19 protein-coding genes are annotated in these 25,197 nt (G+C 45.5%); 10 read left to right on the top strand and 9 right to left on the bottom strand.

Annotated features, from left to right (window positions below; all coding sequences use genetic code 11):
• The first annotated feature begins 7 nt into the window (after positions 1 to 7).
• The 5 genes from EGV92_RS08830 to cysE all read left to right on the top strand — a co-directional run bounded on the left by EGV92_RS08830 (position 8) and on the right by cysE (position 7,362).
• Complete coding sequence (locus EGV92_RS08830) at positions 8 to 757, top strand: M90 family metallopeptidase (protein WP_131668893.1); 750 nt, start codon at positions 8 to 10, stop codon at positions 755 to 757.
• A 289-nt stretch (positions 758 to 1,046) separates the two neighbouring features.
• The gene (dnaE, locus tag EGV92_RS08825) at positions 1,047 to 4,712 is read left to right on the top strand and encodes a DNA polymerase III subunit alpha (RefSeq protein ID WP_131668892.1); all 3,666 of its coding nucleotides are present in this window, start codon (positions 1,047 to 1,049) and stop codon (positions 4,710 to 4,712) included.
• Between the two features lie 188 nt (positions 4,713 to 4,900).
• Positions 4,901 to 5,272 carry an Hpt domain-containing protein gene (locus EGV92_RS08820; RefSeq protein WP_131668891.1) on the top strand — a complete coding sequence of 124 codons (372 nt, stop codon included), beginning with the start codon at positions 4,901 to 4,903 and terminating at the stop codon, positions 5,270 to 5,272.
• A 214-nt stretch (positions 5,273 to 5,486) separates the two neighbouring features.
• Positions 5,487 to 6,380, top strand: coding sequence for an RNA methyltransferase (locus tag EGV92_RS08815; protein WP_131669081.1), 894 nt, complete (start codon positions 5,487 to 5,489; stop codon positions 6,378 to 6,380).
• A 37-nt stretch (positions 6,381 to 6,417) separates the two neighbouring features.
• Positions 6,418 to 7,362 carry a serine O-acetyltransferase gene (gene cysE, locus EGV92_RS08810; protein WP_131668890.1) on the top strand — a complete coding sequence of 315 codons (945 nt, stop codon included), beginning with the start codon at positions 6,418 to 6,420 and terminating at the stop codon, positions 7,360 to 7,362.
• 146 nt (positions 7,363 to 7,508) lie between these two features.
• Here cysE and EGV92_RS08805 read toward each other — a convergent pair whose 3' ends face one another.
• From EGV92_RS08805 to pheA, 6 genes are all read right to left on the bottom strand, one after another.
• Positions 7,509 to 8,120 (bottom strand): 2-amino-4-hydroxy-6-hydroxymethyldihydropteridine diphosphokinase, encoded by a 612-nt coding sequence (locus EGV92_RS08805; RefSeq protein WP_131668889.1) that lies wholly within the window; start codon positions 8,118 to 8,120, stop codon positions 7,509 to 7,511.
• A gap of 233 nt (positions 8,121 to 8,353) precedes the next feature.
• A complete protein-coding gene (gene folB / locus EGV92_RS08800) occupies positions 8,354 to 8,722 on the bottom strand; it encodes a dihydroneopterin aldolase (protein ID WP_131668888.1) in 369 nt (122 codons plus the stop codon).
• Positions 8,723 to 9,086: 364 nt separating this feature from the next.
• Positions 9,087 to 10,010, bottom strand: a complete 924-nt coding sequence (rarD, locus tag EGV92_RS08795) for an EamA family transporter RarD (protein ID WP_131668887.1) — start codon at positions 10,008 to 10,010, stop codon at positions 9,087 to 9,089.
• Positions 10,011 to 10,206: 196 nt separating this feature from the next.
• Positions 10,207 to 12,483, bottom strand: a complete 2,277-nt coding sequence (locus EGV92_RS08790; protein ID WP_207401779.1) for a bifunctional prephenate dehydrogenase/3-phosphoshikimate 1-carboxyvinyltransferase — start codon at positions 12,481 to 12,483, stop codon at positions 10,207 to 10,209.
• A 200-nt stretch (positions 12,484 to 12,683) separates the two neighbouring features.
• Entirely contained in the window at positions 12,684 to 13,781 is a 1,098-nt protein-coding gene (hisC, locus tag EGV92_RS08785; protein ID WP_131669079.1) for a histidinol-phosphate transaminase, read from the bottom strand.
• Positions 13,782 to 13,880: 99 nt separating this feature from the next.
• Complete coding sequence (pheA, locus tag EGV92_RS08780) at positions 13,881 to 15,065, bottom strand: prephenate dehydratase (protein WP_207401772.1); 1,185 nt, start codon at positions 15,063 to 15,065, stop codon at positions 13,881 to 13,883.
• A 719-nt stretch (positions 15,066 to 15,784) separates the two neighbouring features.
• Here pheA and EGV92_RS08775 point away from each other — a divergent pair.
• Positions 15,785 to 16,720 carry a transaldolase gene (locus tag EGV92_RS08775; protein ID WP_131668886.1) on the top strand — a complete coding sequence of 312 codons (936 nt, stop codon included), beginning with the start codon at positions 15,785 to 15,787 and terminating at the stop codon, positions 16,718 to 16,720.
• A gap of 156 nt (positions 16,721 to 16,876) precedes the next feature.
• Here EGV92_RS08775 and EGV92_RS08770 read toward each other — a convergent pair whose 3' ends face one another.
• Positions 16,877 to 17,464, bottom strand: a complete 588-nt coding sequence (locus EGV92_RS08770; protein ID WP_131668885.1) for an adenine phosphoribosyltransferase — start codon at positions 17,462 to 17,464, stop codon at positions 16,877 to 16,879.
• 691 nt (positions 17,465 to 18,155) lie between these two features.
• Between EGV92_RS08770 and EGV92_RS08765 the strand changes: the two genes are divergently transcribed.
• Complete coding sequence (locus EGV92_RS08765; protein WP_131668884.1) at positions 18,156 to 18,320, top strand: rubredoxin; 165 nt, start codon at positions 18,156 to 18,158, stop codon at positions 18,318 to 18,320.
• Positions 18,321 to 18,469: 149 nt separating this feature from the next.
• A complete protein-coding gene (locus EGV92_RS08760) occupies positions 18,470 to 19,387 on the top strand; it encodes an alpha/beta fold hydrolase (protein ID WP_242678685.1) in 918 nt (305 codons plus the stop codon).
• 57 nt (positions 19,388 to 19,444) lie between these two features.
• Here EGV92_RS08760 and EGV92_RS08755 read toward each other — a convergent pair whose 3' ends face one another.
• Complete coding sequence (locus EGV92_RS08755) at positions 19,445 to 20,473, bottom strand: WG repeat-containing protein (RefSeq protein WP_131668882.1); 1,029 nt, start codon at positions 20,471 to 20,473, stop codon at positions 19,445 to 19,447.
• 441 nt (positions 20,474 to 20,914) lie between these two features.
• Here EGV92_RS08755 and EGV92_RS08750 point away from each other — a divergent pair, with 441 nt between their 5' ends.
• Entirely contained in the window at positions 20,915 to 21,853 is a 939-nt protein-coding gene (locus tag EGV92_RS08750) for a DMT family transporter (RefSeq protein WP_131668881.1), read from the top strand.
• A gap of 157 nt (positions 21,854 to 22,010) precedes the next feature.
• Here the strand turns inward: EGV92_RS08750 and EGV92_RS08745 are convergent, their stop codons facing one another.
• Complete coding sequence (locus EGV92_RS08745) at positions 22,011 to 23,402, bottom strand: solute carrier family 23 protein (RefSeq protein WP_131668880.1); 1,392 nt, start codon at positions 23,400 to 23,402, stop codon at positions 22,011 to 22,013.
• A 604-nt stretch (positions 23,403 to 24,006) separates the two neighbouring features.
• On the opposite strand from EGV92_RS08745, the gene EGV92_RS08740 reads away from it, so the two are divergent.
• A complete protein-coding gene (locus tag EGV92_RS08740) occupies positions 24,007 to 25,041 on the top strand; it encodes an alpha/beta fold hydrolase (protein ID WP_131668879.1) in 1,035 nt (344 codons plus the stop codon).
• The last annotated feature ends 156 nt before the right edge of the window (positions 25,042 to 25,197 follow it).

Here is a 25,197-nt window from a genome sequence, read left to right as displayed (position 1 = left end):
ATAAATAATGTTCGGTATATTCAAAGACTGGCGAGAAAAGCGGATACTGGCACAAAGTCAATTTTCCACCTCCGATTGGCAGGCAGTCGCCAATCAAATCCCCATACTCGACCGACTAACAGACGCTGAGTTAAGCCACTTATTCAAGATAGCCACCTTATTCTTGCATGACAAGTCATTTACCGGAGCTAAGGGCTTTGTGATCACTGACAAGGTAAGACAATCTATTGCCCTGCAAGCCTGCCTGCCTATTTTACATCTAGGGCTTGACTGGTATTCAGGTTGGTCTTCTATTATTGTTTATCGACAAGCCTTCATCAATGACAGCAGTACCACCGATGAGCTAGGGGTGGTGCATAAGAATCATCACAGTCGTAGCGGTGAAGCTTGGCAACGTGGTCCAGTGATCCTATCTTGGCAGGATGCCCAGCACTCTGGTGTGCGAGATGGTCACAACGTCGTCATCCATGAGTTTGTGCACAAGCTCGACATGCTCAACGGCCGTGCCAATGGCTTCCCTCCACTACAACCAGGCATGGACCCTAGCAGGTGGACTGAGACGATGACGCAAGGGTTTGAAGACTTTCAGAGGCATCCAAAACCTGGACTGGATCGATATGGCGCGAGCAATCCGGCTGAGTTTTTTGCTGTGCTTAGTGAAGTATTTTTTGAAACTCCAGCTGCTCTAGTAGAGGCTTATCCTGAGATTTACGAGATTATGGTTAAGTTTTATCGTCAGTCTCCTTTACCTAGTTAACCCAAGCCATATCTACTTTAGAGCCACTTGACAAATTAGTGGTACTACCAGCGCGGCTTAGTCTAGCTCCTTGGTATTCAGGCTGATATTACCGTGGTTATCTGTTATCATTTCGACCGTTAAAAACTTGCATTCTGATATTCAGTTTCAGCCGCTATCGTAGCCCTCGTAGTCGAATCTTAAGCTATAATATTACTTTTATTATTTCTTATAATTACTGTCTTATCTGTAGTGTTGTTCTACCTGAGTCACTTGATTAACAATCTTCGTTTAACTTTAAGAGTCTTTTATGGCATTTGTACACCTTGGCATTCACAGCGAATTCTCCATCACCGACTCTATTGTGCGCATCAAGCCGCTAGTGAAGGCAGCTGCCGCAGATGGGCAAAAAGCGCTAGCACTGACAGATCTGTCGAATTTGTATGCCACTGTCAAATTCTACCGCGCCTGTCTTGGTGCAGGGATTAAGCCCATTATAGGCGCTGAAGTCATTATGGATGATGAGCAAACACGATTGACTTTGTTGGCGCTAAATAATGATGGCTATCAGAATATTACTCGGCTAGTCTCCGCGGGCTATATTGAAGGGCGGAACGATCCAGCCAATCACGGGGTCCCTATCGTCAAACGCAGCGCAATTCTTGAGCTTGCTGAGGGTGTTGTGGTGTTATTGACTGAAAAGTCTGATGTGGGTCAAATGCTGTTAGGCGCTAAACCTGAAAAGGCAGCAGCGCTTATTAATGAATGGCAAGCCAGCTTTGCAGATCGCTTGTACTTCGCTATTAAGCGCACTAATCGAGCCAATGAAGACGCCTTTATCGAAGCCGCTATTAACGCTGGCAGCCAGCATAATATTCCTATTATCGCCCACAATGATGTGCGCTTTTTGCATCAAGAGGATTTTGACGCTCATGAGGCTCGCGTCTGTATCGCTGGCTCTTATGTGCTTGCTGATCCCAATCGGCCAAGAGAGTACTCTGACGCGCAGTATCTAAAGACGCAAGCTGAGATGCAGAGCTTATTTGAAGATTTGCCGCAAGTTGTAGACAATACCATGCAACTTGCTATGCGCTGCAATGTCACCTTGACCCTCGGTATTAACGTCTTGCCTGAATTCCCGGTTCCAGAGGGTGAGACCATTGAGTCCTTCTTCCGTAATGAGTCGCAGCGTGGTCTTAATGCCCGCTTAGACAAGCTCTACCCTCCTGCTGAGCGTGGTGATGACTGGGATGAGATCCGCCGACCTTACGATGAGCGCCTGGAGCATGAGCTGGGTATTATTCTCTCGATGGGCTTTCCCGGTTATTTCTTAATCGTTATGGACTTTATCCGCTGGGCCAAGGCCAATGGCGTACCAGTAGGGCCAGGACGTGGCTCAGGGGCAGGGTCTTTGGTCGCTTATGCACTAAATATTACCGATCTTGACCCGCTACATTATGATCTACTATTTGAGCGCTTTTTGAATCCAGAAAGGGTCTCCATGCCCGACTTTGATATTGACTTTTGTATCGAAGGCCGCGATCGAGTGATTGACTATGTCGCCAGTAAATATGGTCGTGACGCCGTATCGCAGATTATCACCTTTGGTACAATGGCTGCCAAAGCTGTCGTACGTGATGTGGCGCGAGTACAAGGTAAATCTTACGGACTAGCTGACAAAATCTCCAAGCTTATCCCGAAGACACCTGGTATCTCTCTTTTAGACGCTCTAGAGCAAGAGCCTCAGCTCAAGGAGCTGCTGTCCAATCCAGACAATATGGATTATGAAGATGCCAACGAGATCTGGGAGATGGCCATCAAGCTTGAAGGCATCACCCGAAATGTCGGTAAGCACGCCGGTGGTGTCCTTATAGCACCCAACCGAATTACTGATTTTAGTGCCATTTATTGTGATGAAGAAGGTCACCGCGTCAGTCAATTTGACAAAGACGATGTCGAAGCTGTCGGTCTGGTCAAGTTCGATTTTTTGGGACTACGCAACTTGACGGTGATCAACGCCGCTGTAGAAAATATCAACCGCCGCCGACAAAAAGAAGGCAAGGCTGCACTTGTGCTAGAAGACCTGCCACTTGATGACAAGCAATCCTATGCGCTATTGCAAGATGCCAAGACTACCGCGGTCTTTCAGCTTGAAAGTATGGGGATGAAAAAGTACCTTGCCAAGCTTAAGCCGACTAACATTGAGGACGTCATCGCCATGTGTGCCTTGTATCGTCCTGGCCCACTTGATGCGGGCATGGTAGAGATGTATATCGATCGAAAACATGGCCGTGAAGCGGTAGAGTACGATCACCCAAATCTTGAGCCCATCCTTGAGAACACCAATGGCGTTATCGTCTATCAAGAGCAGGTAATGCAGATATCACAGGTGATGGCAGGTTATAGTCTTGGCGGGGCAGACATGCTGCGCCGAGCAATGGGTAAGAAAAAACCTGAAGAAATGGCTAAGCAGCGTGACATCTTCGTCACTGGTGCTACGGCTCAAGGTATCGATGAGGTGACCTCAGGCGGTGTCTTTGATCTTATGGAGAAGTTCGCGGGCTACGGTTTTAACAAATCACACTCTGCTGCTTACGGCGTTTTGGCCTATCAAACCGCTTACCTAAAGCGCCACTACCCTGCTGAGTTTATGGCGGCGGTACTGACCTCAGATATGAACAACACGGACAACGTCGTCTTCTTCATTAATGACTGCCGTGAGAACTTCGGCCTGACCGTAGACAACCCCTCGGTCAATCGTAGTGAGTGGCACTTTGTTGCTGACACAGCCAGCAATATTATTTATGGCCTTGGCGCTATTAAAGGTGTGGGCGAAGGTGCTGTCGAATCTATCGTTGAGGCGCGCAAACGAGAAGGCGATTTCAAAGACCTATATGACTTCTGTCGCCGCGTCGATATCAAAAAGGTCAATAAGCGTACGCTAGAAGCCTTAGTGCGAGCTGGCTGCTTTGATGATTTCGCTGCCACCCTGAGACCAGACTTACCAGCAGACCGAGCTTTTGAGATTCGCGGCGCACTGATGGCACAATTGCCTAATGCCGTGCAAGCGGCAGAGCAAGCGCGGCAGAATCAAGAGATCGGCATGATGGACCTGTTTGGCGGCGATGATAACGTTATTGCAGCGCCGCCTCTACCATCATCAGCTGAGCTAATTTGGGGGGACAAGCACCGACTAAAGGCCGAAAAAGACACTTTGGGCCTATATCTGACTGGACACCCCATTGATATCTATCGAGAAGAGTTAAAGCGCTACACTGGCGGTGCGCGTTTAGATGAGCTAGCCGACACAGGCTATAATGGCGCTTGTTATTTCTCCGGTCTCATTATGGATATTGCCAACTTTGGTAACCGTAGCGTCATTACCTTGGATGATGGCACTTCACGCTTGGAGGTTAGCTGCTATGCCGAGCGCTTTAATCGGCTCAAAGACAATCTAAAAGTTGATGAAGTCGTCGTCGTCAAAGGCAGTATCCGTGAGCGAGATGGCAGGCTATTCGCCCGCTTAGAAGACGTGCTGAGTATGGTAGAGGCTCGCCTGCGCTGGATTAAGAAAATCAGTATCAAAGTCCATTCAGCAGATGTCGCTCTACTCGATCGTATTCAGCCCTTGCTCAAGTCGGCTCAGCCTGACATTACGCCCAAACTCTTAGACCACGGCGACGATGATAGCGAGGCTGACTATTTTGCTGATGCCAGTAGCATGAATGCCCCCGGACTGTATGACGAACAGGGCAATGATCTAATGCAGAACGCTTCGCTGAGTAGCGCTCCTGTATCGAGTATAGCTAAAAATACCCAAGATGGCTGCCTACCGCTAGGGCTAAGTATCTATGAAGAATTCGGTATTGCCAATGTTAGCCTATCAGACCACTGGCGGCTCTACCCTAACGATGACAATATTCAAGGACTAAAAACTATCGTCGCTGAAGAGAACTTACATTTTCATTTCTCTTAAAGTGATTTTCTTAAAGCACTCTTAACAGAATGTTATGAGCAGGGTAGACAGTTGTGCCCTCGTTTTATGCCACAGACTTAAGGTGTATAATAATACTGTCAGCTATTTCTGCATAGAATAACTACTGTCGACCAAGACTTATTGCTAACCCTTGGCAATAATAAAGCAAATATATTTAAGGAGCTGTTATGTCGCAATCTTCTACGGATAACACGGATCGCTCGCTAATCGATTCTGAACAATTTGAAGAGATGCGCGATCTACTCGATGATGAGTTTGATGATCTGGTTCAAGCGTATATCTTAGACAGTCAAGCTCGGCTGACTACCTTACGCAGCGCCTTACTTAACAATGATAATGCGACTGGATATGATGCTGCCCATACCCTTAAAGGCGCTAGCGCTAATTTAGGCGCTACTCAATTAGCTCAGCTGTGTCATCAGCTTCAAGAGGCTTGCCGCGAGCAACAAATCAGTGCCCAAGCAGCGCTACTGGACAGTATCGAGAATACTCTATACTTGGTTCAGCAGGAGATAAACCAACGCTTGGGCCATCAATAATCCTAACTGCTAGTATTAAGATTGACCACCATGGGATTGACAACCATACTGTGGCACAAAAAGCATACTAGTCAGCAACTCGATAACCAGTAGCTAAACAACCCATAGCTCAACGACCACTGACTCGACAATCAATAAATCAATAACTAGCGAGGCCAATATCAATACGATCGATAAACACACTAGCAGCAGCATTGATAGCAACTCACCTGTGATGTCAGTACCTGACTATCTAGGCTGTATTCAAGTGGTTATGGTTAACACCACTTTACCTGCGAATATTGGCTCGGCAGCACGCGCTATGCATACGATGGGGTTGTCACAGTTAACGGTGGTTGAGCCTAAGCTGCCCATTGATGACAGCAGTGTCTCACATGCCGCTGGTGGTCTTAAGGTCCTAAACGACGCTCAAGTGACAAGCTCTCTTACCGAAGCCTTGCAGTCCTGCCAGCTAGTATTTGCAGCCAGTAGTCGCAGCCGGCATCTGCCAAGACCAGTAGTAACACCCACTCAAGCTGCTACTATTATGCGCCGCTTTATTGAAGAGCACGCGGAAAGGGATAATCAGTCTAGTGACCAGCAAGACTCATCTACTATAGAGTATCCACCCGTTAATATTGCCATTCTATTCGGGCGTGAAGATCGCGGCTTAACCAATGAAGAGCTGGCCTTCGCAGATTATCATATTCAGATTCAAGCCAATCCTGACTATCCGGTATTGAATGTCGCAGCAGCGGTCCAAGTGATTGCTGGCTTTATCTATGCCGAGATTCAATCCCACGTTTCTGCTAGGATGGCGCAGCAAGCTATCCCTTCAAAGGCAAATCAACGACAAGCGCATCAGCTTGAGCAAGGCTGCACGGCTAATGATAGCCAGCACCAACTTGCCGTCATGCTGCGACAAGAATGGGATGAACCAGCGATTACCCATCAGCAAGCGCAACAACTTAATGAGCGCTTGACGCAGTTGATGGTACAATTACAATTGGCCAATCCTAAGGATTTGCGCGCCCTACCCCAGCGCTTATCAAGGATGACCTCTCGACTTCAGCTGGACCAAAAAGAATTTCAACTCATAAGTGCTATTCTTGCTAAGCTACCCAAATAGCCAGAGCACTCGGCCATTAGGCGCAACAGGACACATCATGCGATCACCAAAATCTTTACTAAAATCACTTACTGCTATAAAAAATGAGCTGAAAGAAGACATTGCTGCTGTCTTTGACCGCGATCCAGCCGCTCGGCATACCGCTGAAGTGCTATTGACCTACCCGGGTATTCATGCGCTCATCCTACACCGCGGTGCTCACTATTTATGGCAACATGATCAAAAGTTTATCGCTCGGGCCATCTCATACGGCGCGCGGTCACTCACTGGTATCGAGATTCACCCTGCAGCTGAGATCGGTAAGCGCTTTTTTATTGACCATGGCATGGGGGTGGTCATTGGTGAGACTGCCAAAATTGGCGATGATGTCACCCTTTATCACGGTGTGACCTTAGGCGGCGTATCGTGGAATGAAGGCAAGCGTCACCCTACTCTAGAAGATGGCGTGGTGGTGGGGGCTGGCGCAAAAGTATTGGGGCCTTTTACGGTAGGTAAAAATGCCAAGATAGGCTCTAATGCGGTGGTGGTAAAGCCGGTGCCCGCAGGGGCTACTATGGTCGGTAGTGCCGCCAGAATGATATCAGAGCATCATGACGAAAAAGGTAACCTTATCAGTAAGCCAGCTACCAAGCCTCAAGACGAAAAACATACCGCCACAGAGCGTCAAGAGAGCGTCAAGATGGACAAGCCCTCTAACCAAGAGGAGCTGGCTGTGAATGAAACTCCAAAACAACCTCTAAATGAGGCAGAGTGTCAAAAGATGCGCTTGGCAGAAGCCTTTGGCTTTAAAGCATATGGTCTGGGGCCGGGGGTGCAGGACCCCGTGGCAGAGGCCTTTGCCAAAATGCTAGAGCATATTCAGCAATCAGAAGCCCGTCTCGATGAGCTTCAAGCTGCTATCTGTCGCCTAGATCCAGATTTTTGCCAAAAGGATTATGAGAAGCTATCCGCCAAAGACTTGGATGTACTAGAAGAAAAGTAGCCTTTATTGCGCGGCTGTCATCCGAGGCGCAGTAAGTCTGACAGCGTAGCAAGGTAGCGTGCTAATCAATAAGACTGGTGAGTCGTTTTGACCGCCAGTCTTTTATTTATCCGGATAAATAGTATCGCTAAGTGTTAGATGATGAGCTAACTATAGATATGGTTAGCTCGTAGATAAGGAATAAGCGCTGTAAAGTCCACAGCTTGCTCGCGGAGCAATTGAGTAAGACCAATAACCTCATGAGTCTTAAACGGCAGCCGCCGCTTTGATATCTGCCACGATGGCTCTCCAACTACTTTTAATGCCAATATATCTATGTCCACACTCACTTTTTTTATCTTTTCTGATATTTGAGCGTCCGAAGCACATTGCTGCTTATCACGGCGGCTGACTACATGAGATAAACTATTTGTGGTAGCATCAAGTGATCTTGCTCGGTCGCAGTCATTCTCAATTTGTCTAAACTGCTGAATTAATGCCGCTAAATCTAGCGGCTTTTGCAGCTTAAGATAAACACATTGATTGGTGTAATCAGGTTTAGGATGCTGAGCGGTCGCCGTAAAGTCAGGGTTTACTAGGGCGTCAGTTAATACAATGCTACCAAGCTGCTCAAGCTTAGCCTGCGCCAATGGAAGGTAGTAAGCGGCATTATCATTACTGCCCATAGCAATGAGCAACTCATCGATAAGAGACTTTGATAAATTCTCGCTAGAAGCTAAATTGCTTTGAGCCGCATTATCGCAGCTTTCTATTCTCATAATGCTTTGATTCTGCAAGTTAGCATGTCTTATTTGACCTCTCTGTTTAGCGATTTACCACTAATATTGATAGAGTGACGCAATGGTTGTTTATTAAATAGCTGTTTATTCATCAATAATTAACTATACGACTGACAGACGACTCATCTACTCGCTAGACGAATGACCATCAACCATTTAAGTCCCTAACATAGGTAGTCTCAAGGTTATTGACGTTAATGACATCTCAATAGCTAAGCTGTGTAGCGGGTGATCTGTACTCCTACAGCATCAGCAGCGCTAATTGCCGTAGGCTTAGCGACCTTAATAGTGATGGCTGAGCAAGGGTAATTTGCTAATACTTGAGTAGCTAGATACTCTGCCAAATGCTCAACCAATCCAGAGCGGCTCTGTTGACACCATTTAGTGACATCATCACAAACTGCTTTATAGTTGATAGCTTTTGTCACATCATCGCTGGCAGCAGCAGCAGAAATGTCAGTGCTCATTTGAATATCTATAATAAGAGGCTGGGTGATACTGCGCTCCCATTCATAAACTCCAATAACTGCATCAACTTTGAGCCCTTCGATAAAGACAATATCGCTCTGAGAAGATGGCATGTAAATACTCCAATAAACATTAAGGTTATTAACTGAACTACAGTATAGTCAATCCATTTTAGATTTGACACAAAGTCGCTAGAATAAATCAACACCCGCCTCAGTTACCTCATGACTTCTAGCCAGTAAATTTATAGCAGCGATTCTGTTACGTCTCAGTTTTAAATAGGACTAACTATATGAAGCCGAATCCTTACTTATTAGCACTGACATTTAATGAGCTTAAAATGGTAATTAACAGGGTCAATCTTTATAATCTTGTAGATAATATGGGTATATTTTCTACAAGATCTGCCGCTGACTAACAAAACCAATCTCATTTTAAACCGCATAAGCCAATTGAGGACTTAACTTAGCATATGACCTAGCTTAGTCGCTTACTAGGGCGATTGCGCCAAAGGTCGATACTAAACAATAATAATCCTAACCAAATTAGTCCAAATACGGCCAGTCTATGCATGTCAAATGGTTCATGGTAATAAAATATGGCCAAGAAGAAAATAAACGTTGGGGTAAGATAATTCATAAAACTTAAGACACTATAAGCGACTTGCTTCGTAGACTTATTGAAGAGCAGCAGTGGTATCAGTGTGACTGGGCCTGCCAACATTAATAACCAAATATTACTACTGAACCAAAATTGCAGATGGCTACTGGCCACATCTGCCTGCCAAAACCAACCAATACAAAAAGGCACCAGTAAGGCTGTCTCGACAAACATCGCATCAATCGCCGTCAACGGTGTCTGGCGTTGAATCGTGCCATAAATACTAAAGCTAAATGCTAATATCAATGACAGCCACGGCAGACTGCCAATCATCACAATCTGAATCGCCACTGACAATAAAGCAAAGCCAATAGCGATCCACTGAAGGGGGCGCAGACGCTCTCTAAATAGCAGCATAGACAAAGCCACCCCCACCAGTGGACCAATAAAATAGCCAAGGCTCGCCTCTAATATCCGATCATGGTTGACTGCCCAAACGTAAGTCAACCAATTGGTCGCAATAATAAGGCCTGCTATGAAGGTCACACCCAGCCACTTTGGTTGGGATTTTAAAATACTAAACCACTGCCAGCGCCGATTGACTAGCATAAATATAGTCACGCAGACGAAGGTCCAAACAATACGATGACCAATAATTTCAGTAGCGTTATAAGCAGCTAACTTCTTAAAATATAAAGGAAACCCACCCCAAATAATAAAGGCTGTCAGGGCGGTAAGCACCCCTTGTTTACTGGTGACGATAGGGGTCGTCCGCTTTTTAGTCACTGTTCGTGTGGTCATGGCTAACTACCAAAAAAATAACGCACCCATCACTGGATGCGGAATAGATTAACAAAGGCTATAAATATAACCAAAGGTGGGATTAGAAGTATAAAATATCTTAGGAGTAATGAAATTCAAACGCTAAGCATACCCTTGGTATAGCTCCAATCAGTGACGACTAAATTGCTACTTCAATGCTTGATTCTACTCTAAATTATGCTAATTTAGTCGCTATAGATAGTCCGATACTATTAGCCAGCTCAGCAAACCCAGGGAAGCTAGTATTCACCGTCTCTGTTCCTTCTATAATGATAGTATCGCTAGCACGTAAGCTGGCAATAGCAAAACTCATGGCGATACGATGATCATGATATGAGGCAACGCTACCACCAGTAAATATAGCATCATGACTGTGTTTGCTGCCGCGGCCTTCGATAATAATCCCATCCTCAGTGACGCAGCAGTCTATCCCTAGTGTCTCTAGACCTTCTGCCATAGCCGCTATGCGATCTGACTCTTTAACTCGCAGCTCTTTGGCACCCGTCAATACAGTCTTGCCCCGAGCGCAGCTTGCCGCTATGAATAATATTGGAAATTCATCAATAGCGAGAGGTACTAGAGACGCCGGAATATTAATCCCTTGTAGATTCGATGAGCGAACAGTAATATCAGCTACAGGTTCGCCGCCAACTTGCGACTGATTACTTAACGCAATATCTGCTCCCATCTGCCGCAATATTTCAATAACTCCAGTGCGTGTCGGATTGATACCAACTTGACTTAAGGTCAGCTCACTGTCCTTGGCAATTGCGGCAGCCACCATAAAGAAGGCTGCAGAAGATATGTCAGCTGGCACAGCGATATCACATGCGCTCAGTGAGCCACCGCCAGTTACGCTGATATGTTGGCCCTCGACTTTTACAGGATAGCCAAAAGCGCTGAGCATACGCTCAGTATGATCGCGGCTAACGTCAGGCTGTAGCACCGTAGTCGTACCTTTGGCCCAAAGCCCGGCTAGCAGCAAACAAGACTTCACTTGCGCTGACGCTACTGGCATAGAGTACTCTATTCCTTGTAACGGTCTGCCAACTTTCGCCCTACCAGTGATACTCAGCGGCGCAGTGCCTCTTTGACCCGTTGACTGAATCTGTGCACCCATATCACGTAATGGTGCCGCGACGCGCTCCATTGGCCGCCGCGATAGGCTGACATCACCCGTCAATACGCTATCAAAGTCTTGCGCGGCCAGTATGCCTGAGAGCAGGCGCATACTGGTGCCTGAGTTGCCCATATACAGGGGTGTCTTGCTTGGTTTAAGACCGTGCATACCGACGCCATGAATCGTCACATTACCATTGTCTGGACCTTCAATGGTTACGCCCATATCCCGAAACGCTTGTAGCGTTGCTAACGCATCTTCCCCTTCTAAAAAACCCTTAATCCGCGTCGTACCGGTCGCTAAGCTACCCAACATGATACTACGGTGTGAGATAGACTTATCACCAGGGATAGCAATCGTCCCTGATACACACCGACTAGGCGTAATAATATACGAAGCCGCTGCCGTCTCCGTAGCAGTATAAGGAGTACTGGTCAGCATATGGCCAAAATGACGTCTGGCTGCCTGTGCACGGCCCAATAACCCTAATATAGCGACTGAGTCTTCAGTTACGATAAGCTTACGCAGCTGTCCCAGATAATCGCTGAACTCATCTAGTGCACTAACGATAGCCGACTGATTGGCCAAAAAGATATCATGCCACATAACCGGATCACTGGCCGCTATTCGAGTAAAGTCTCGAAAGCCGCCAGCGGCATAGCGGAAGATGTCCATATTATCGTCATGATCTGCCAGCTGACCGACCAGATTAAAAGCCAATAAGTGTGGCAGATGGCTGGTATGCGCTAGCACCTTATCATGGTGCTCAGGCGACATTGTCATAACTGCTGCGCCCACAGCTTGCCACAGCCTACTTATCCTTTCAATGGCATGACAACTTGCGCTACTGGGCGGACAGACAATGACATTATGATTAACAAATAAATCGGCGCGCCGAGCATAATAGCCAGAGTTCTCAGCCCCCGCTATTGGGTGAGCCGGAACCAACCCAGCCGGGATATTATCGCCAAATACTGCCTTTGCTGCTTCAATTACTGTCATCTTTGTACTACAGACATCACTAATAAGACAGCTCGCTGCTAGCTGCCCAGTCTGTATGGCTTGTTGGATATCTACAAATACACCTTGTACAGCCTTGACTGGTACTGCGATAACGATTAAGTCACCGCCACTCGCTACCTCTGATAGCACCTCAGAACCTTGATCGATAACCCCCTCAGCAATAGCAGCCTTAATACTTGGCTTATGTCGATCGACTGCTGCAATCTTTGTACTCAGCTCATTGTTTTTTATTGCTTGCGCTAAGCTGGCACCTATCAAGCCCAGACCGATAATAATCACTTTATTAAACAGTGGATTCGATGATGACAATGACCGATGATAGGGCTCAATATCTGCCTCGATATCAGCAGATAAAGATGGATTGGGTAATGACAATGTATTACTCACTAAGGCTCACTCAAGACAGTGTTTAAAAAAACTATGTTTAGAACAATATTTAAAACTTCTTTTGGGATAATGATACAGGCGAATTAAATTAGCAACGGTTTAGCCGCTCATTATTTAAGCTATTAGACTAAGACAGAATGTAAGGTATCAATCAGTCTAATATTGTCCTCTGGCAAGCCTACGGTGATTCGTAGCCAATTTTCAAGGCCATAACCTGCCAATGGACGAACGATAACCCCTTGCTCCATTAGCTTCTGATTGACGGTCTTAGCATCACCGACCTCCACCATCAAAAAGTTAGCGTACGAAGGAATAAAGCCTAACCCAAGGGCGTCAAATTGCTTCGCTAGCCACTGCATTTGTTCTTGATTGGTCTGTTGCACTCGCTGAATAAATGCTTGATCTGACAGCGCTGCTTGGGCTGCTGCTTGAGCGACACGGCTAACATTAAAAGGCTGACGGATACGGTTTATTATTGCTGCAACTTCAGCATTACATAGTGCATAGCCAACCCGCAGTCCTGCAAGACCGTATGCTTTTGAAAAAGTTCGAACCAGTATTAGCTGCTCAAACTCGTCTAGTAAACCGCGATTATTACTCTCTGGGCTGTATTCAATATAAGCCTCATCGATTACCACCAATACATGCTCAGGAATGGCCTGCAAAAACTCACGCAGCTCATCAGTGGTCAGCAGCGTACCCGTTGGGTTGTTTGGATTAGCGATAAATACCACTTTGACATTGTCATTATTAAGTACGGCATCTCGCATAGCATCAAGGTCATGGCCAAAGCGCTTGGCCGGTACTTCGATACCTCTTGCCCCTTGCATCTTCGCTACCATTGAGTAGACGATAAAGGCATATTGGCTATAAACAATGGCATCTTTATTGCTCACAAAGCTGCGGGCAATCATATCCAAGATATCATTTGAGCCATTACCTAGCGTAATTTGGTCAACATTAACGTCTGTAAAGTCCGCTATGGCCTGCTTTAAATAATAGCCACTGCCGTCTGGATAGCGAGCCAACTGACTCAAATGCTCAGTAATAGCGAGTGTTACTGACGGGGAGCAGCCCATTGGATTTTCGTTACTGGCGAGCTTGACGACATCGTGAATACCAAACTCACGAGATAGCTCCTCGATTGGCTTGCCCGTTTGATAAGCTTGAATGGATAAGATACTGTCATAAGCGGGGGTTAATTGCACATTTTTCTCCATGCGATAGACTTTAGATCGCGGCAAATGGCCGACGCTTTGCCGGCACACGAATTTGGGATAACTTTCAATGAAAATCAGACGATTGATAACTCAGCTAAACTATAAAACGGCTTTAGGATATGAGCCCAATATGCGTAGATCTTTGACCAAGGGACGAATATCAGCAATGGCAGCACTAACGTTAGGGTCATTAATATGACCATTCATGTCAATAAAGAAGACATAAGCCCATTTGTTCGGGCGCTCAGGTCGCGTCTCGATACTGGTCATGGATACCCCATGCGCCGATAGTGGCTTTAGTATCTCAATTAATGCCCCAGCTTTGTCGTGCGCTGAGACCACAATAGAGGTTTTGTCCTGACCTGAAGGGGCGATAGCTTCATGACCGACGATTAAGAATCGCGTGGTATTGCTAGGGTTATCTTCAATGTTTTCGTGTAATTTGTGCAGACCATATTCAGCAGCAGCAACGTCTCCTGCTATAGCCGCTGAATGCCACTCATTTTTAAGACGCCGTGCAGCCTCCCCATTACTGGATACCGAGACGCGTTCTACATTGGGGAAGTTGACATCAAGCCAGTGACGGCACTGGGCTAGTGACTGCTGATGCGAGTATATGCGGCTTAAGCCATCGACTTTGGTATGTTCCGCCACCAAAAAATTCTGATGAATAGGCAGCTCTACCTCACCGATAATCTTAAGGGTCGATGACAAAAAGCCATCTAGAGTATGGTTGACTACCCCTTCAGAAGAGTTTTCAACAGGTACGACACCGTACATCGCCGTACCAGCTTCGACCTCACGGAACACATCAGTAATCGTGGTAAGCGGGACAGTATCAGCGGCTTTACCAAAATGCTTTAGCGCGGCAGCATGGGTAAAGGTGCCTACAGGCCCTAAAAAAGCAATACGCTGCGGTGCTTCTAAATCCAAACACACTGACATAATCTCTCGGAACAATCGCGCCATTTTTTCATCGCTAATAGGCCCGGTATTTCGTGCCATAACGGCCTTAAGGACTTGTGCTTCACGCTCAGGGCGATAGAAGATAGGATGAGCAGATTTGTCATTACTACTGGCATGGTCTTTTTTTACTGTAGCGACTTGCTGAGCCAGTTTGGCACGCTCATTAATTAGCGAATGGATTTCGCAATCTACCGAATCTATCTTTTGCCGTAATATATCCAAAAAACCTTGATCACTGTTGGCCGTTGCCTGAGCGTCACGGTCACTATGATCTGCGTTATTGTCTTGCTTGTTTGCTGATTCAGACTGATTGCTCATTACCTCTATCCTTTATTGTTCGACTATTTATTCAAAAACTCATTCAACTGTATAATTTAATTACCAATTCGACTGATTGTGTATATTGCCACCAGCTTAGCTATTAGTATCGCTCTTTATTGATGTGTATCTGCTTTTGCTAAGAGCCATAAAGATGGCTATGGCTTAACTGCTCAGTATTTTTGCTACCTTCTCTAACGCTATTGTCAGATTCGCCCTTACTATACCAAAAACCTTGCAGTGTGCCCATTAGCAAAATAATATTTTCATCGTTTCATTACTCAGTCATGATAGCCTGATAGTATTTTATAGGCTTGACTGGTCAAGCAGCTGAGAGTGACAAAGTTATCGCCATCTTACTTCGTTAGTACTCTCAGTGAGCTACCTGATGATTGTAGTTTGTGATGATAAAGGGTGTTACTATGCTCATTATCAAGCTCAGCCCTGAGCACATCAAGCTTTCAATTAGGAAGTATAGGCTAAATGCTAGAGATTATAGCTGAGCTATTGCTCAAAGCTTGTGCCCATCATTCATGGCACTAACCCATACATCCAGACCATGACAGCAACTGGTTGCTATAGCTTGCAGATGAGCGATTAGCGCGCTTATAACAACCGCTTGATCCGTTATACTAGTTAATAATCTCAACTTTCAACCAATGCATGACGCAAAAATTTGACACAGTAAAGGCTAAAAATACGTTTAATAAGGATGATTTATGAATGCACTTGAACAACTTCGCACCATGACCACTATCGTCGCTGATACGGGTGACTTGGTTGCGATTGAGCGATTAGCGCCAGTGGACGCCACCACCAACCCAAGCCTCATCACCAAAGCCTTGACTCATCCCGATAAACAAGCCTTACTTTCAGACAATCTAAACCGTTTTAACGGTAATATTGATGCTGTTATTGATGAGCTTACCATTCAAATCGGCTGCGATATTCTCAAGTTGATTGACGGTCGCGTCTCCACAGAGGTTGATGCTCGTCTGTCTTATGATACCGAAGCGACTGTGGACAAAGCATTAGCCTTTATGGAAGCTTATGCTAAAGCCGGCGTTGATCCTGAGCGAATCTTGGTCAAGATTGCAGCTACTTGGCAAGGTATCAAAGCCGCTGAGATTCTAGAAAAACAAAACATCCATTGTAACCTTACCCTACTGTTTGGTCAGCACCAAGCCGTAGCTTGTGCCGATGCTGGCGTGACCTTAATATCTCCGTTTGTTGGGCGTATATTAGACTGGCAAAAGCGCCAACAAAACCGTCAGATCGTACCAGTTGAGGATGATATGGGTGTGCAATCTGTCAAGCTTATCTATCAATACTTTAAGCAGCACGGCTACGACACTCAGGTCATGGGCGCAAGCTTCCGTAGCCCTGAGCAGGTATTGGCGCTGGCAGGCTGCGATTTATTGACCATCTCCCCTGAGCTACTGGATAGCTTAGCAAACATGGATGTTGAGGTATCACGGCAGTTATCTCCTGACATGGCGATGAAAAATATGGACAGGGTCACTCTAAACCAAGTCGATTTTGACGCTGCTTATCAGCAAGATAAAGTAACACAGAATTTATTGCCAAAAGGCATTGATGGGTTTATTGCGGCTAGGGACGAGTTGGCCAATACTCTAAAAGCAATGAAAAAATAATACAACATACAGATTACGTCACTAATTGATGCGATTACCGTCTGTACCTGCATGTCTATATATTGTTTATCTTAACCAATATTAATTCATTATCTCCCCTCAAAAAAAGCCCTACTAGTGAGTTAGTAGGGCTTTATCGTATAAGAAGGTTATGCTTTAGGCGGTCAATACAGAATACACTGGGGCAGGAAACTCACCATGTAAATTTACTAAATCAAGCAAGACTAAGGCACCGCAGACATCATGATTGGCTATACGGCATAACTCATAAGCAGTAGTCAAAGTGCCACCTGTGGCTAAGATATCATCCACTAGTAATACTTTGGCAGGCGGCAAATTATCTTGCATCTCTAGAGTATCATTACCATATTCGAGAGCATAAGATTTGTTGGCCACAGGTGGAGGAAGCTTACCAGGCTTTCTGAGCAAGATAATACCCTTACCAAGGCGACCTGCCAGTAAGCTGGCAAATACAAATCCGCGAGCTTCAATAGCTGCCAGACACTCTACCTCATCGAGCAAGCCTTCTGGTAGCGCAGCAAGAAGGGCATCAATCACCGGATCAATATGTGTCCTTAGTAGCGGCGTAATATCATAAAAATCGATACCAGGCTTGGGAAAGTCAGGAACTGTCCTGATGACGTCCCAAAACTCATGATTGGCCGACAAGCCTGACTGTTCACTTTGTCCATTGTCATTGTCATCGGCATTTGATAGCGCTTGCACTTGCTCAGTCTTACTCATATTACCTCTGGATTGTTTGTCCTGACCAGTTAGATACTACCAACTGGCTATTAAATCAGTAGCCCTATGACTATTTATAAATATAACTAAAAGCCACCTAAACTTGCAGATAATCGGCGTTTCTCTGCTTCACTAATGCAGGCGCATATTACCACAGCTCCGCAGTAATTCCACACCCTTAGCGTAACTAAGCTATAAGACAAGCTATAGTATTATGGCGCTTTTCTCGTGATTAATCGGTGTATGTTGCGAAGCGATGTTTGTCATTGAGAGGTAGCAGATTGGCTCGCATGACTGAGCAAAAAGCACTAAGCTTGAATCATTAGGCTTGATCTATTAATTATTTTAGCCAGCACATTCAGTCCAGTTACTTGTTTGCAGTATTGGTTTTACAATTGCTTGACTGCCGAGCTAATATCTACTGGCTTGTAGTCCTGTAATACTATTTAGTTCAAGGGATTAGCTTATTAATAGCTGCTTAGCCATCATTCATGCTTGATCTGACTTTATGGTAAAATATTACTACTTTAATTCTCCATCACCTATCCCTATATAGAACCTATTGAGTCCGTGATATTTAGCAGTATATAGTCGACCATATCAAGACTATTGAGACTGCCTCAAGTTGGGCAATTGTGATTGGACTTATAGTTAAGTTATTTGTTTTAGCAATTATTAAATAGGAAACCCTATGAAGCGTTATGAATGTATCGTATGTGGCTGGATTTATGATGAAGAGCTTGGCTGCCCTGAAGAGGGTATTGCTCCAGGGACCAAATGGGAAGATATCCCAGATGATTGGACCTGCCCTGAGTGCGGTGTCGGCAAACTCGATTTTGAGATGTTAGAAGTTTAATTGCCCAATGGGGCTATGGAGAAGTGATGACATACGTTAGCGAACGAGCAGACTCAGACTCCGTTACCGATGGTTTATCATCACTACCAACGCCGCAGTGGCGCTGCTTTGGTGCGCGCACTTGGTATCCCTCCGACTTGTCTGAGGGCATGTATCAAACGATGGTTGATATCGGTAATGATATTGAGCTGTGTGTGGAAGGCGGTGGCAATCCTGAACACCCTATATTGTTACTCGTTATGGGGCTAGGCTCGCAGATGCTATTTTGGCCCGACACCTTTATTAAGCGGTTGATTGATGCCGGATTTTTTGTCATTCGCTTTGATAATCGCGACATAGGACTGTCCTCTAAGATTGCCCATGATAAGACCGCGAAAGTCAATCAGCTTAAAATGATGCTGCGTCTACAAGCTGGGCTCTCTAATAGTGATCAACCGGTTCCTTATACTTTAGCTGAAATGGCTGAAGATACGATCAATCTTGTGCAGGCTCTAAGACTGGATAAGCTTAATCAGCCGTTACACCTACTTGGGGCCTCTATGGGCGGCATGATTGCTCAGCTGGTGGCGGCCAATCATCCTGAGCTGGTTAATAAGCTGGTATTGCTGTTCACAACCACCAATCGCGGCTTTTTACTACCGCCTAAGCCCAAACAGCTTAATACCTTGATCAAGCGTCCAGCGGGTAAAGAAGAGCAAGATATCATCAATCATGGTACTTGGTTTGTCAAAACCATCGGCTCACCAGGATTCATCAACGAAAAACTGGTTCAGAATAAGTCAAAGCTGCACTTTAAGCGTAGCTACTACCCCACTGGCACTGTTCAGCAATTGCACGCTATTTTAGCGACCGGCAGTATCCGTCATCATAGTCGAAATATCAAGGCCCCTACTCTGGTCATACATGGCAGCAAAGACGGTCTTATTCCGCCGCAGCACGGTAAGGATGTCGCTCGCAGCATCCCCAATGCCACCTTTCAGCTTGTCAATGGTATGGGGCATGATTTAGCCTGCTACTATCAGCCTTTTTTGGTGAATAAAATCTGTGCCCATTTAAAAGGTGAATAATGGTAAAAGGCAAATAAGGCTATTGTTAAGCCCTTGCTAATCAGCAGCTAATAATGGTTAACAACTGACATTAGTCCCTTGAGTATCAATACAAATTTTATTGCCATTTTTGAGACTACCCACCCAAGCTTTGCCGTTTTTAAAGGTAAAGGGCTTGACGCCTTCATAGCGACCATCTTTATCTACCCCGGCATCGTCAAAGCGAAATGGTATGACCAGCTCACCACCGAGATTAACAAAACCCCAGTTATTAGCGATTCGCACGCCAGCTAGTCCCTCTGAGAACGGCATTACCTCTTCAAATGAATAAGTAATCATAGTGACCTTTTTATCATCTACAAACCCCCAGCGGCCATCCTGCTGATGCGGATACAGGGTGGTGAATGCTGAGGTCGATTGTGCCGCGCTGGTAGCAGCAGACTGAGCAGTGGAGCCTGACTTAGCCTTTGCAGTCTTGCTTGCGGCCTGACTCGGCTGAGCGGCTGGTGCTGAGCGACTAATGTTGCCTTGCTTATCAAACCACTGCACACCTTTGCCACGCTTATTCACTTGCGCTCGACCATCCTTAAAGTCAGCTATACTAATAATATCTGACGAAAATGGAATGATCACCTTATTGCCTGTTGTTATCGCCCCGTAGTTGTCATTCTTTTTGACGACAATACGCCCCTCTGATACTGGTCTCGCCCAGCCCTTGGTTCCCGCTTCATTCAATAATATGTCATAAATTGCCGGTACAGTCTCTCGGCCTTGCATATTGAGGTAGCCGACTTTGTTTTGCCGCTGCACTGGCATTAATCCCCCACTTATCTTATCTGCCGCAACTTTTTGATAGCGTGATAAGTCCACTACCTTTTTTCCGGCTTTGTTGATTAGAGCAACTGGGGTTCCAGAGTCTCTAATCGCCAAAAAGTAGTGGGAGTCATTGGTACAGGAGACATGTTTGTAGTAGCTTTTGGGGAGGGTGCAGCTTGCAGCTTGCCCAGAAGTACTGACCATAGCGGTACTAATAGCCAGCATAGCGATGAGAAAGTATGTCTGCGGCGTTAGGGATCGGGTGAATCGTCTTAATATCATCACTGCCATCAAGGTCTCTATTTATTAAGGGTTAATTTTGTAGATAAAGATATTATTGTTTTTGTAGGGCTAAGTAAAAATTAACTACCACTCTCCCAACCATTGCCATAATTTAACAAATTTTATGTTACACCCTAATATAGGTTCTGTAATACAGGTGATAAGCTATAGTTAATTCTAAAACTAGAGTCATTAAATTTTAGCAAATGAGTTTGGACCTTTCCGATAAATCTACTACATGTTTTCGTGTCGCAGGTTTATTAAGTGGGCGAAGTCTCTCAAGGCAATGGTTAACTAAAAAATATCTTTTATAAATATAGCTTTGAGGTAAAATCTTACTAAGGCAATTTACATTAAGCGCAGTCTAATTTATTAAGTGTTGCCCTTAATGAGTGCTGCTCTATCATCCAACAGGCTATTATAAATATCGACAATCATAAGGATGTGATAATGGCGGTCAGTAGCTCACAGTCTGCTACCCTTGGTTTAATTATTGGCTGTATCATCTTTGGTCTTGGTAGTCTTATCGTTGCTCATGTCGATGTCGGCGGCTTTGCTATGGCATTTTGGCGACTGGCTATCTCAGGCATCGTCTTCACGATATTAGCGACCATTAGTAAGCAAGCCAAGCCTACCTCTAGCAGAGCTTTAGTATTTGCTCTACTCTCTGGCGCATTTTTAGGATTTGATCTGGCACTATGGCACGAGAGTATCTACGCTGTGGGACCAGGGATATCGACCCTGCTCAATAGCTTACAGATTTTTTTCTTAGCGGCATTTGGCTTCATACTATTTCAAGAGCGCCAGACGATATTGCAGCTGATTAGCTTATTGATTGCCTTAATCGGAGTTGCTTTTATCGCTAGTCCTGAGTTTGATTACAATGCTGATGCGGCCCAAGGCTTCATCACCGGTATTATATCAGGAGCGATGCTAGCGGCTTCGATGACCTTCATTCGGCTCACCCATGATGCCGCGCCAACGCCTATCTTTATTTTGATGCAGCGGATTAGTATCGGCGGTAGTCTTGCGATGATAGTGCCTATGCTAATTATCGATAACGGTCATTTACTGCCCAGTACTTTAGGGGATTTTGCTTGGATTATTGTCTATGGGACGGTGATGCAATGTCTGGCGTGGGGACTTATCGCTTATTCCATCCCCAAGCTGTCACTAGCACTAACCGGTCTGCTATTGTTAAGCGAGCCTATCGCTGCCCTGATCATTGATTATTTTTGGCTGCAAAAAGCTATTGATAGTCTACAGTGGTTTGGGGCGGCGCTGACCATGCTAGCCATCTATTTAGGCTCATTAAAGCCAAAGTCCCTGCAAGAGAACTCCAAGCTTAAACGCTATCGCTTTTTTGCAAGGTTTTATCGGCAAAAATAAACCCCACCACCTTTCTCGTCATGAGACGTTAAAAATGATAGGGTAATAATAGCGCCTAGCTGATGACTACTTATAATTGCTGCTGAGTTAATTACTGCTGAGTTAATTACTGCTGAGTTAATTGCTGTAGCTCGGCTACAAATATAAGTTGCACATGCTACTGACGGTTAAATAGCGCATTTAGAACAATGGCTGCCAAAGTTGCCGTACCGATACCACCAAGGTCAAAACCACCAAGATGCAGGCTAAAGTTACCTGCTCCCATAATCACCGTGACTGCCGCTATGATTAGGTTGCTGTTTTTACTAAAGTCGATATGATTATCAATCCAAATCTTGACCCCGGCGACTGCGATAAGTCCAAAAACGACAATAGAGGCGCCACCAAGTAGTGCAGGCGGGATACTCTGAATGATAGCACCAAACTTAGGGGATAAACCGAGCAAGATCGCCACAAATCCAGCCATCACAAAGATAGTTGTACTATATACTTTAGTCACTGCCATGACCCCGATGTTCTCTGCATAAGTGGTCACACCAGTACCGCCAAAACCCGCGGAAAATGTCGTCGCTAGACCATCAGCGAAGAATGCTCGACCGATATAGGGAGTCACTCGGGATCGGGTCATTCCTTCAACCGCTTTAAAATGACCTAAATTCTCAGCGATCAAAATAAATGCCACAGGTACAATCAGTACCACAGCACTCCATTCAAATGTTGGCGTATGGAGGGAAGGTAGACCGATCCAGGCAGCTTGCTGAACACCACTGAAGTCAATGGGTGTACCAAATCCTAGCACGTTGGTGACGACATAATAGATGATATAAGACAATATCAAGCCGACCAAGAGTAGCAACCGACGCAGCATACCACGAGTGAATATAGCGACACTACTGATAAGCAGTACCGTCAACGTCGCCATCCAAGCGTCAAACTGATTGGCCGAGACCCCTTGGACGGTCACTGGGGCTAAGTTTAGACCGATAATCATGACGATCGCCCCTGTCACCACTGGCGGCATAAGGCGCTCAATCCAACCAGTGCCGACTTTCATAACCAGCAATCCCACTAACGCATAAATGATACCGCAGACCATGATACCGCCGAGCGCGACATTCAAATTAGTATTGACTCCGCTACCGGCGTAAGCGGAAGCGGCAATCACAGGACCAATAAATGCAAAGCTTGATCCAAGATAACTTGGCATCCGGCCGCCAGTAATCACAAAGAACATCACCGTACACAGACCCGACATGAGAATGGCAAGATTCGCATCAAAACCCATTAGCAATGGCGCTAGGACCGTAGCACCAAACATAGCAAAGGTATGCTGAATACCGAGTAGCACACTCTTGCCAGCAGGCAGGTATTCATTGATGGCTACCGCGTGCGTATCAAGATCACCTTGAAAGGGACGCCAAGTCGGAAACCACTCTCCATTCTCAAAATCAGGGTTATACTCGGTTAGTGGTCTTGCGGACTGTAACGATGAGTGGCTCGAATGGTCTGATACTGTGTCTTGTGCGGCAGTGGGACGATCTTGCGCCATAGAGGTTTCCTTTGAAGAGAGGGTGGCAGAGTGCCATGCTAAATCGCGGGCTATTTTGAATAATAGTTAAAACTAATGCAGCGATATTAAGTATGCAGATCTAGATTAGAGCAGTGATGGCCTATAGCTGACTATAATAACTGCCATAACGCGGCTTGAGCTGCATCACTTATTCTCAGTCAGTCTATACCAGCCAAAGTCTGTTAACTATCAATGTACTAGATAGATGCCGTGGCTATCTTAGCTATTAACAACGTTTTCAATAAGCAGGCTAGCATAATCGCGTCATCAAAGTGACATATTGCCTTGCTAGCTTGATACTTAGTCATCAGCTTGTAACCAGCTATCTTGTCAATTCTTTACCTTGTAACTAATCGCCTTGATACTGATATCGCTATCAAGATAGTCATAAGACCCTTAAAACACAGCAGCTTTAGTAGCTCTCGGGCTGGATACAAATTGACCCTAGTATTAACGAGAGGATTGTACCTAATAACGACAATTTTAGCGATGTTTTTAACCCAATAGTTATTACTTTAACCCTCACTTTTAGTAATTTACTCCTACGTTGCGCGTTAAACGCAGCTAAGCGGCTACCTCATATATGAAAACTCAGTCTCCACGCTACAAGATCACTGCACGTCCCTCTAAATACGCTGATTTTATGAAAGCGTATAAAGTAAAAACGCCTAAGTATAAGTTCTATGTTGAACGCGGCGGTGATCCTCAAGCGCCAGTCATTTTGCTAATTATGGGCCTCGGCGCGCAGTCACTAGTCTGGCCTAACGACTTTTGTCACAAGCTTATAGAGGCAGGCTTCCACGTTATTCGATTCGACAATAGAGATATCGGCAAGTCGAGTAAACTTAAGCACAAAAACAAGCTCACCAAGCAGCACCAAACCTTTATTCAGCAGCTCAGACTCGTCTCCAAATTTAAGCTTGGTATCAACCTACCAAAGCGAGGAGATGCCATCCCCATCCCTTATAACCTCTTTGATATGGCAGAAGACACGCATCAATTGCTTAATGCACTTCAGATAGATCATTGTCACGTCCTAGGTATGTCAATGGGCGGGATGATTGCCCAGATCTTAGCTGCAGACTATCCGGAGCGTGTGCTGAGCTTAGGACTACTGGCCACCAGTAACAATCGCGCTCTACTACCTGTTCCCAAGCTGACCTCCCTACGGCAATTGACCCGGCCCATGCCGCCCAAAAAGGATGTCGAAGCCGTGATCTCTCATACAGTGGCACTGTTAAAAGAGATTGGCTCCACTCAGCACTTTGACGAGTCACGAGCACGGCAAAAGGCGCTATTATTATACGAGCGGCGCTTTTATCCGAAGGGTACGACCAGACATTTACTGGCAGTAATGGCTACCGGTTCACTCACCCAGCACAATGCTCGTACCTATCAGCCGACCTTAGTCGTCCATGGTAGCGACGATAGTCTACTGTCACCGTCCCATGGCCGCGCTATTGCCAAAGCTATCCCGCAGGCACGATTTGAGCTAATAGAAGGCTTAGGTCATGACATTCCTAACGTTTTTATTCCTCAGCTAAGTGGCCTCTTCATTGAGCACTTTAGCAGTATTCATCGATTAAGCCATCACGCTACTCATGAGCATCGAGGTTAAAGTGAAAGCAGGCAGACCAAAGGGCTATGTATTAGCTGCGCCGCTCTTCACCTTCACCATCATTTATTTAAATCATCAAATCTACGTATAACCCATCATACCCTTTGAAATCCATGTCCTTAGTCCCCACAATGAGCGCTCCCTTGTAAATAAACC

Source organism: Psychrobacter pygoscelis (assembly GCF_004335015.1).
GTDB lineage: Bacteria > Pseudomonadota > Gammaproteobacteria > Pseudomonadales > Moraxellaceae > Psychrobacter > Psychrobacter pygoscelis.
This window is presented reverse-complemented; position numbering and strand designations above follow the sequence as displayed.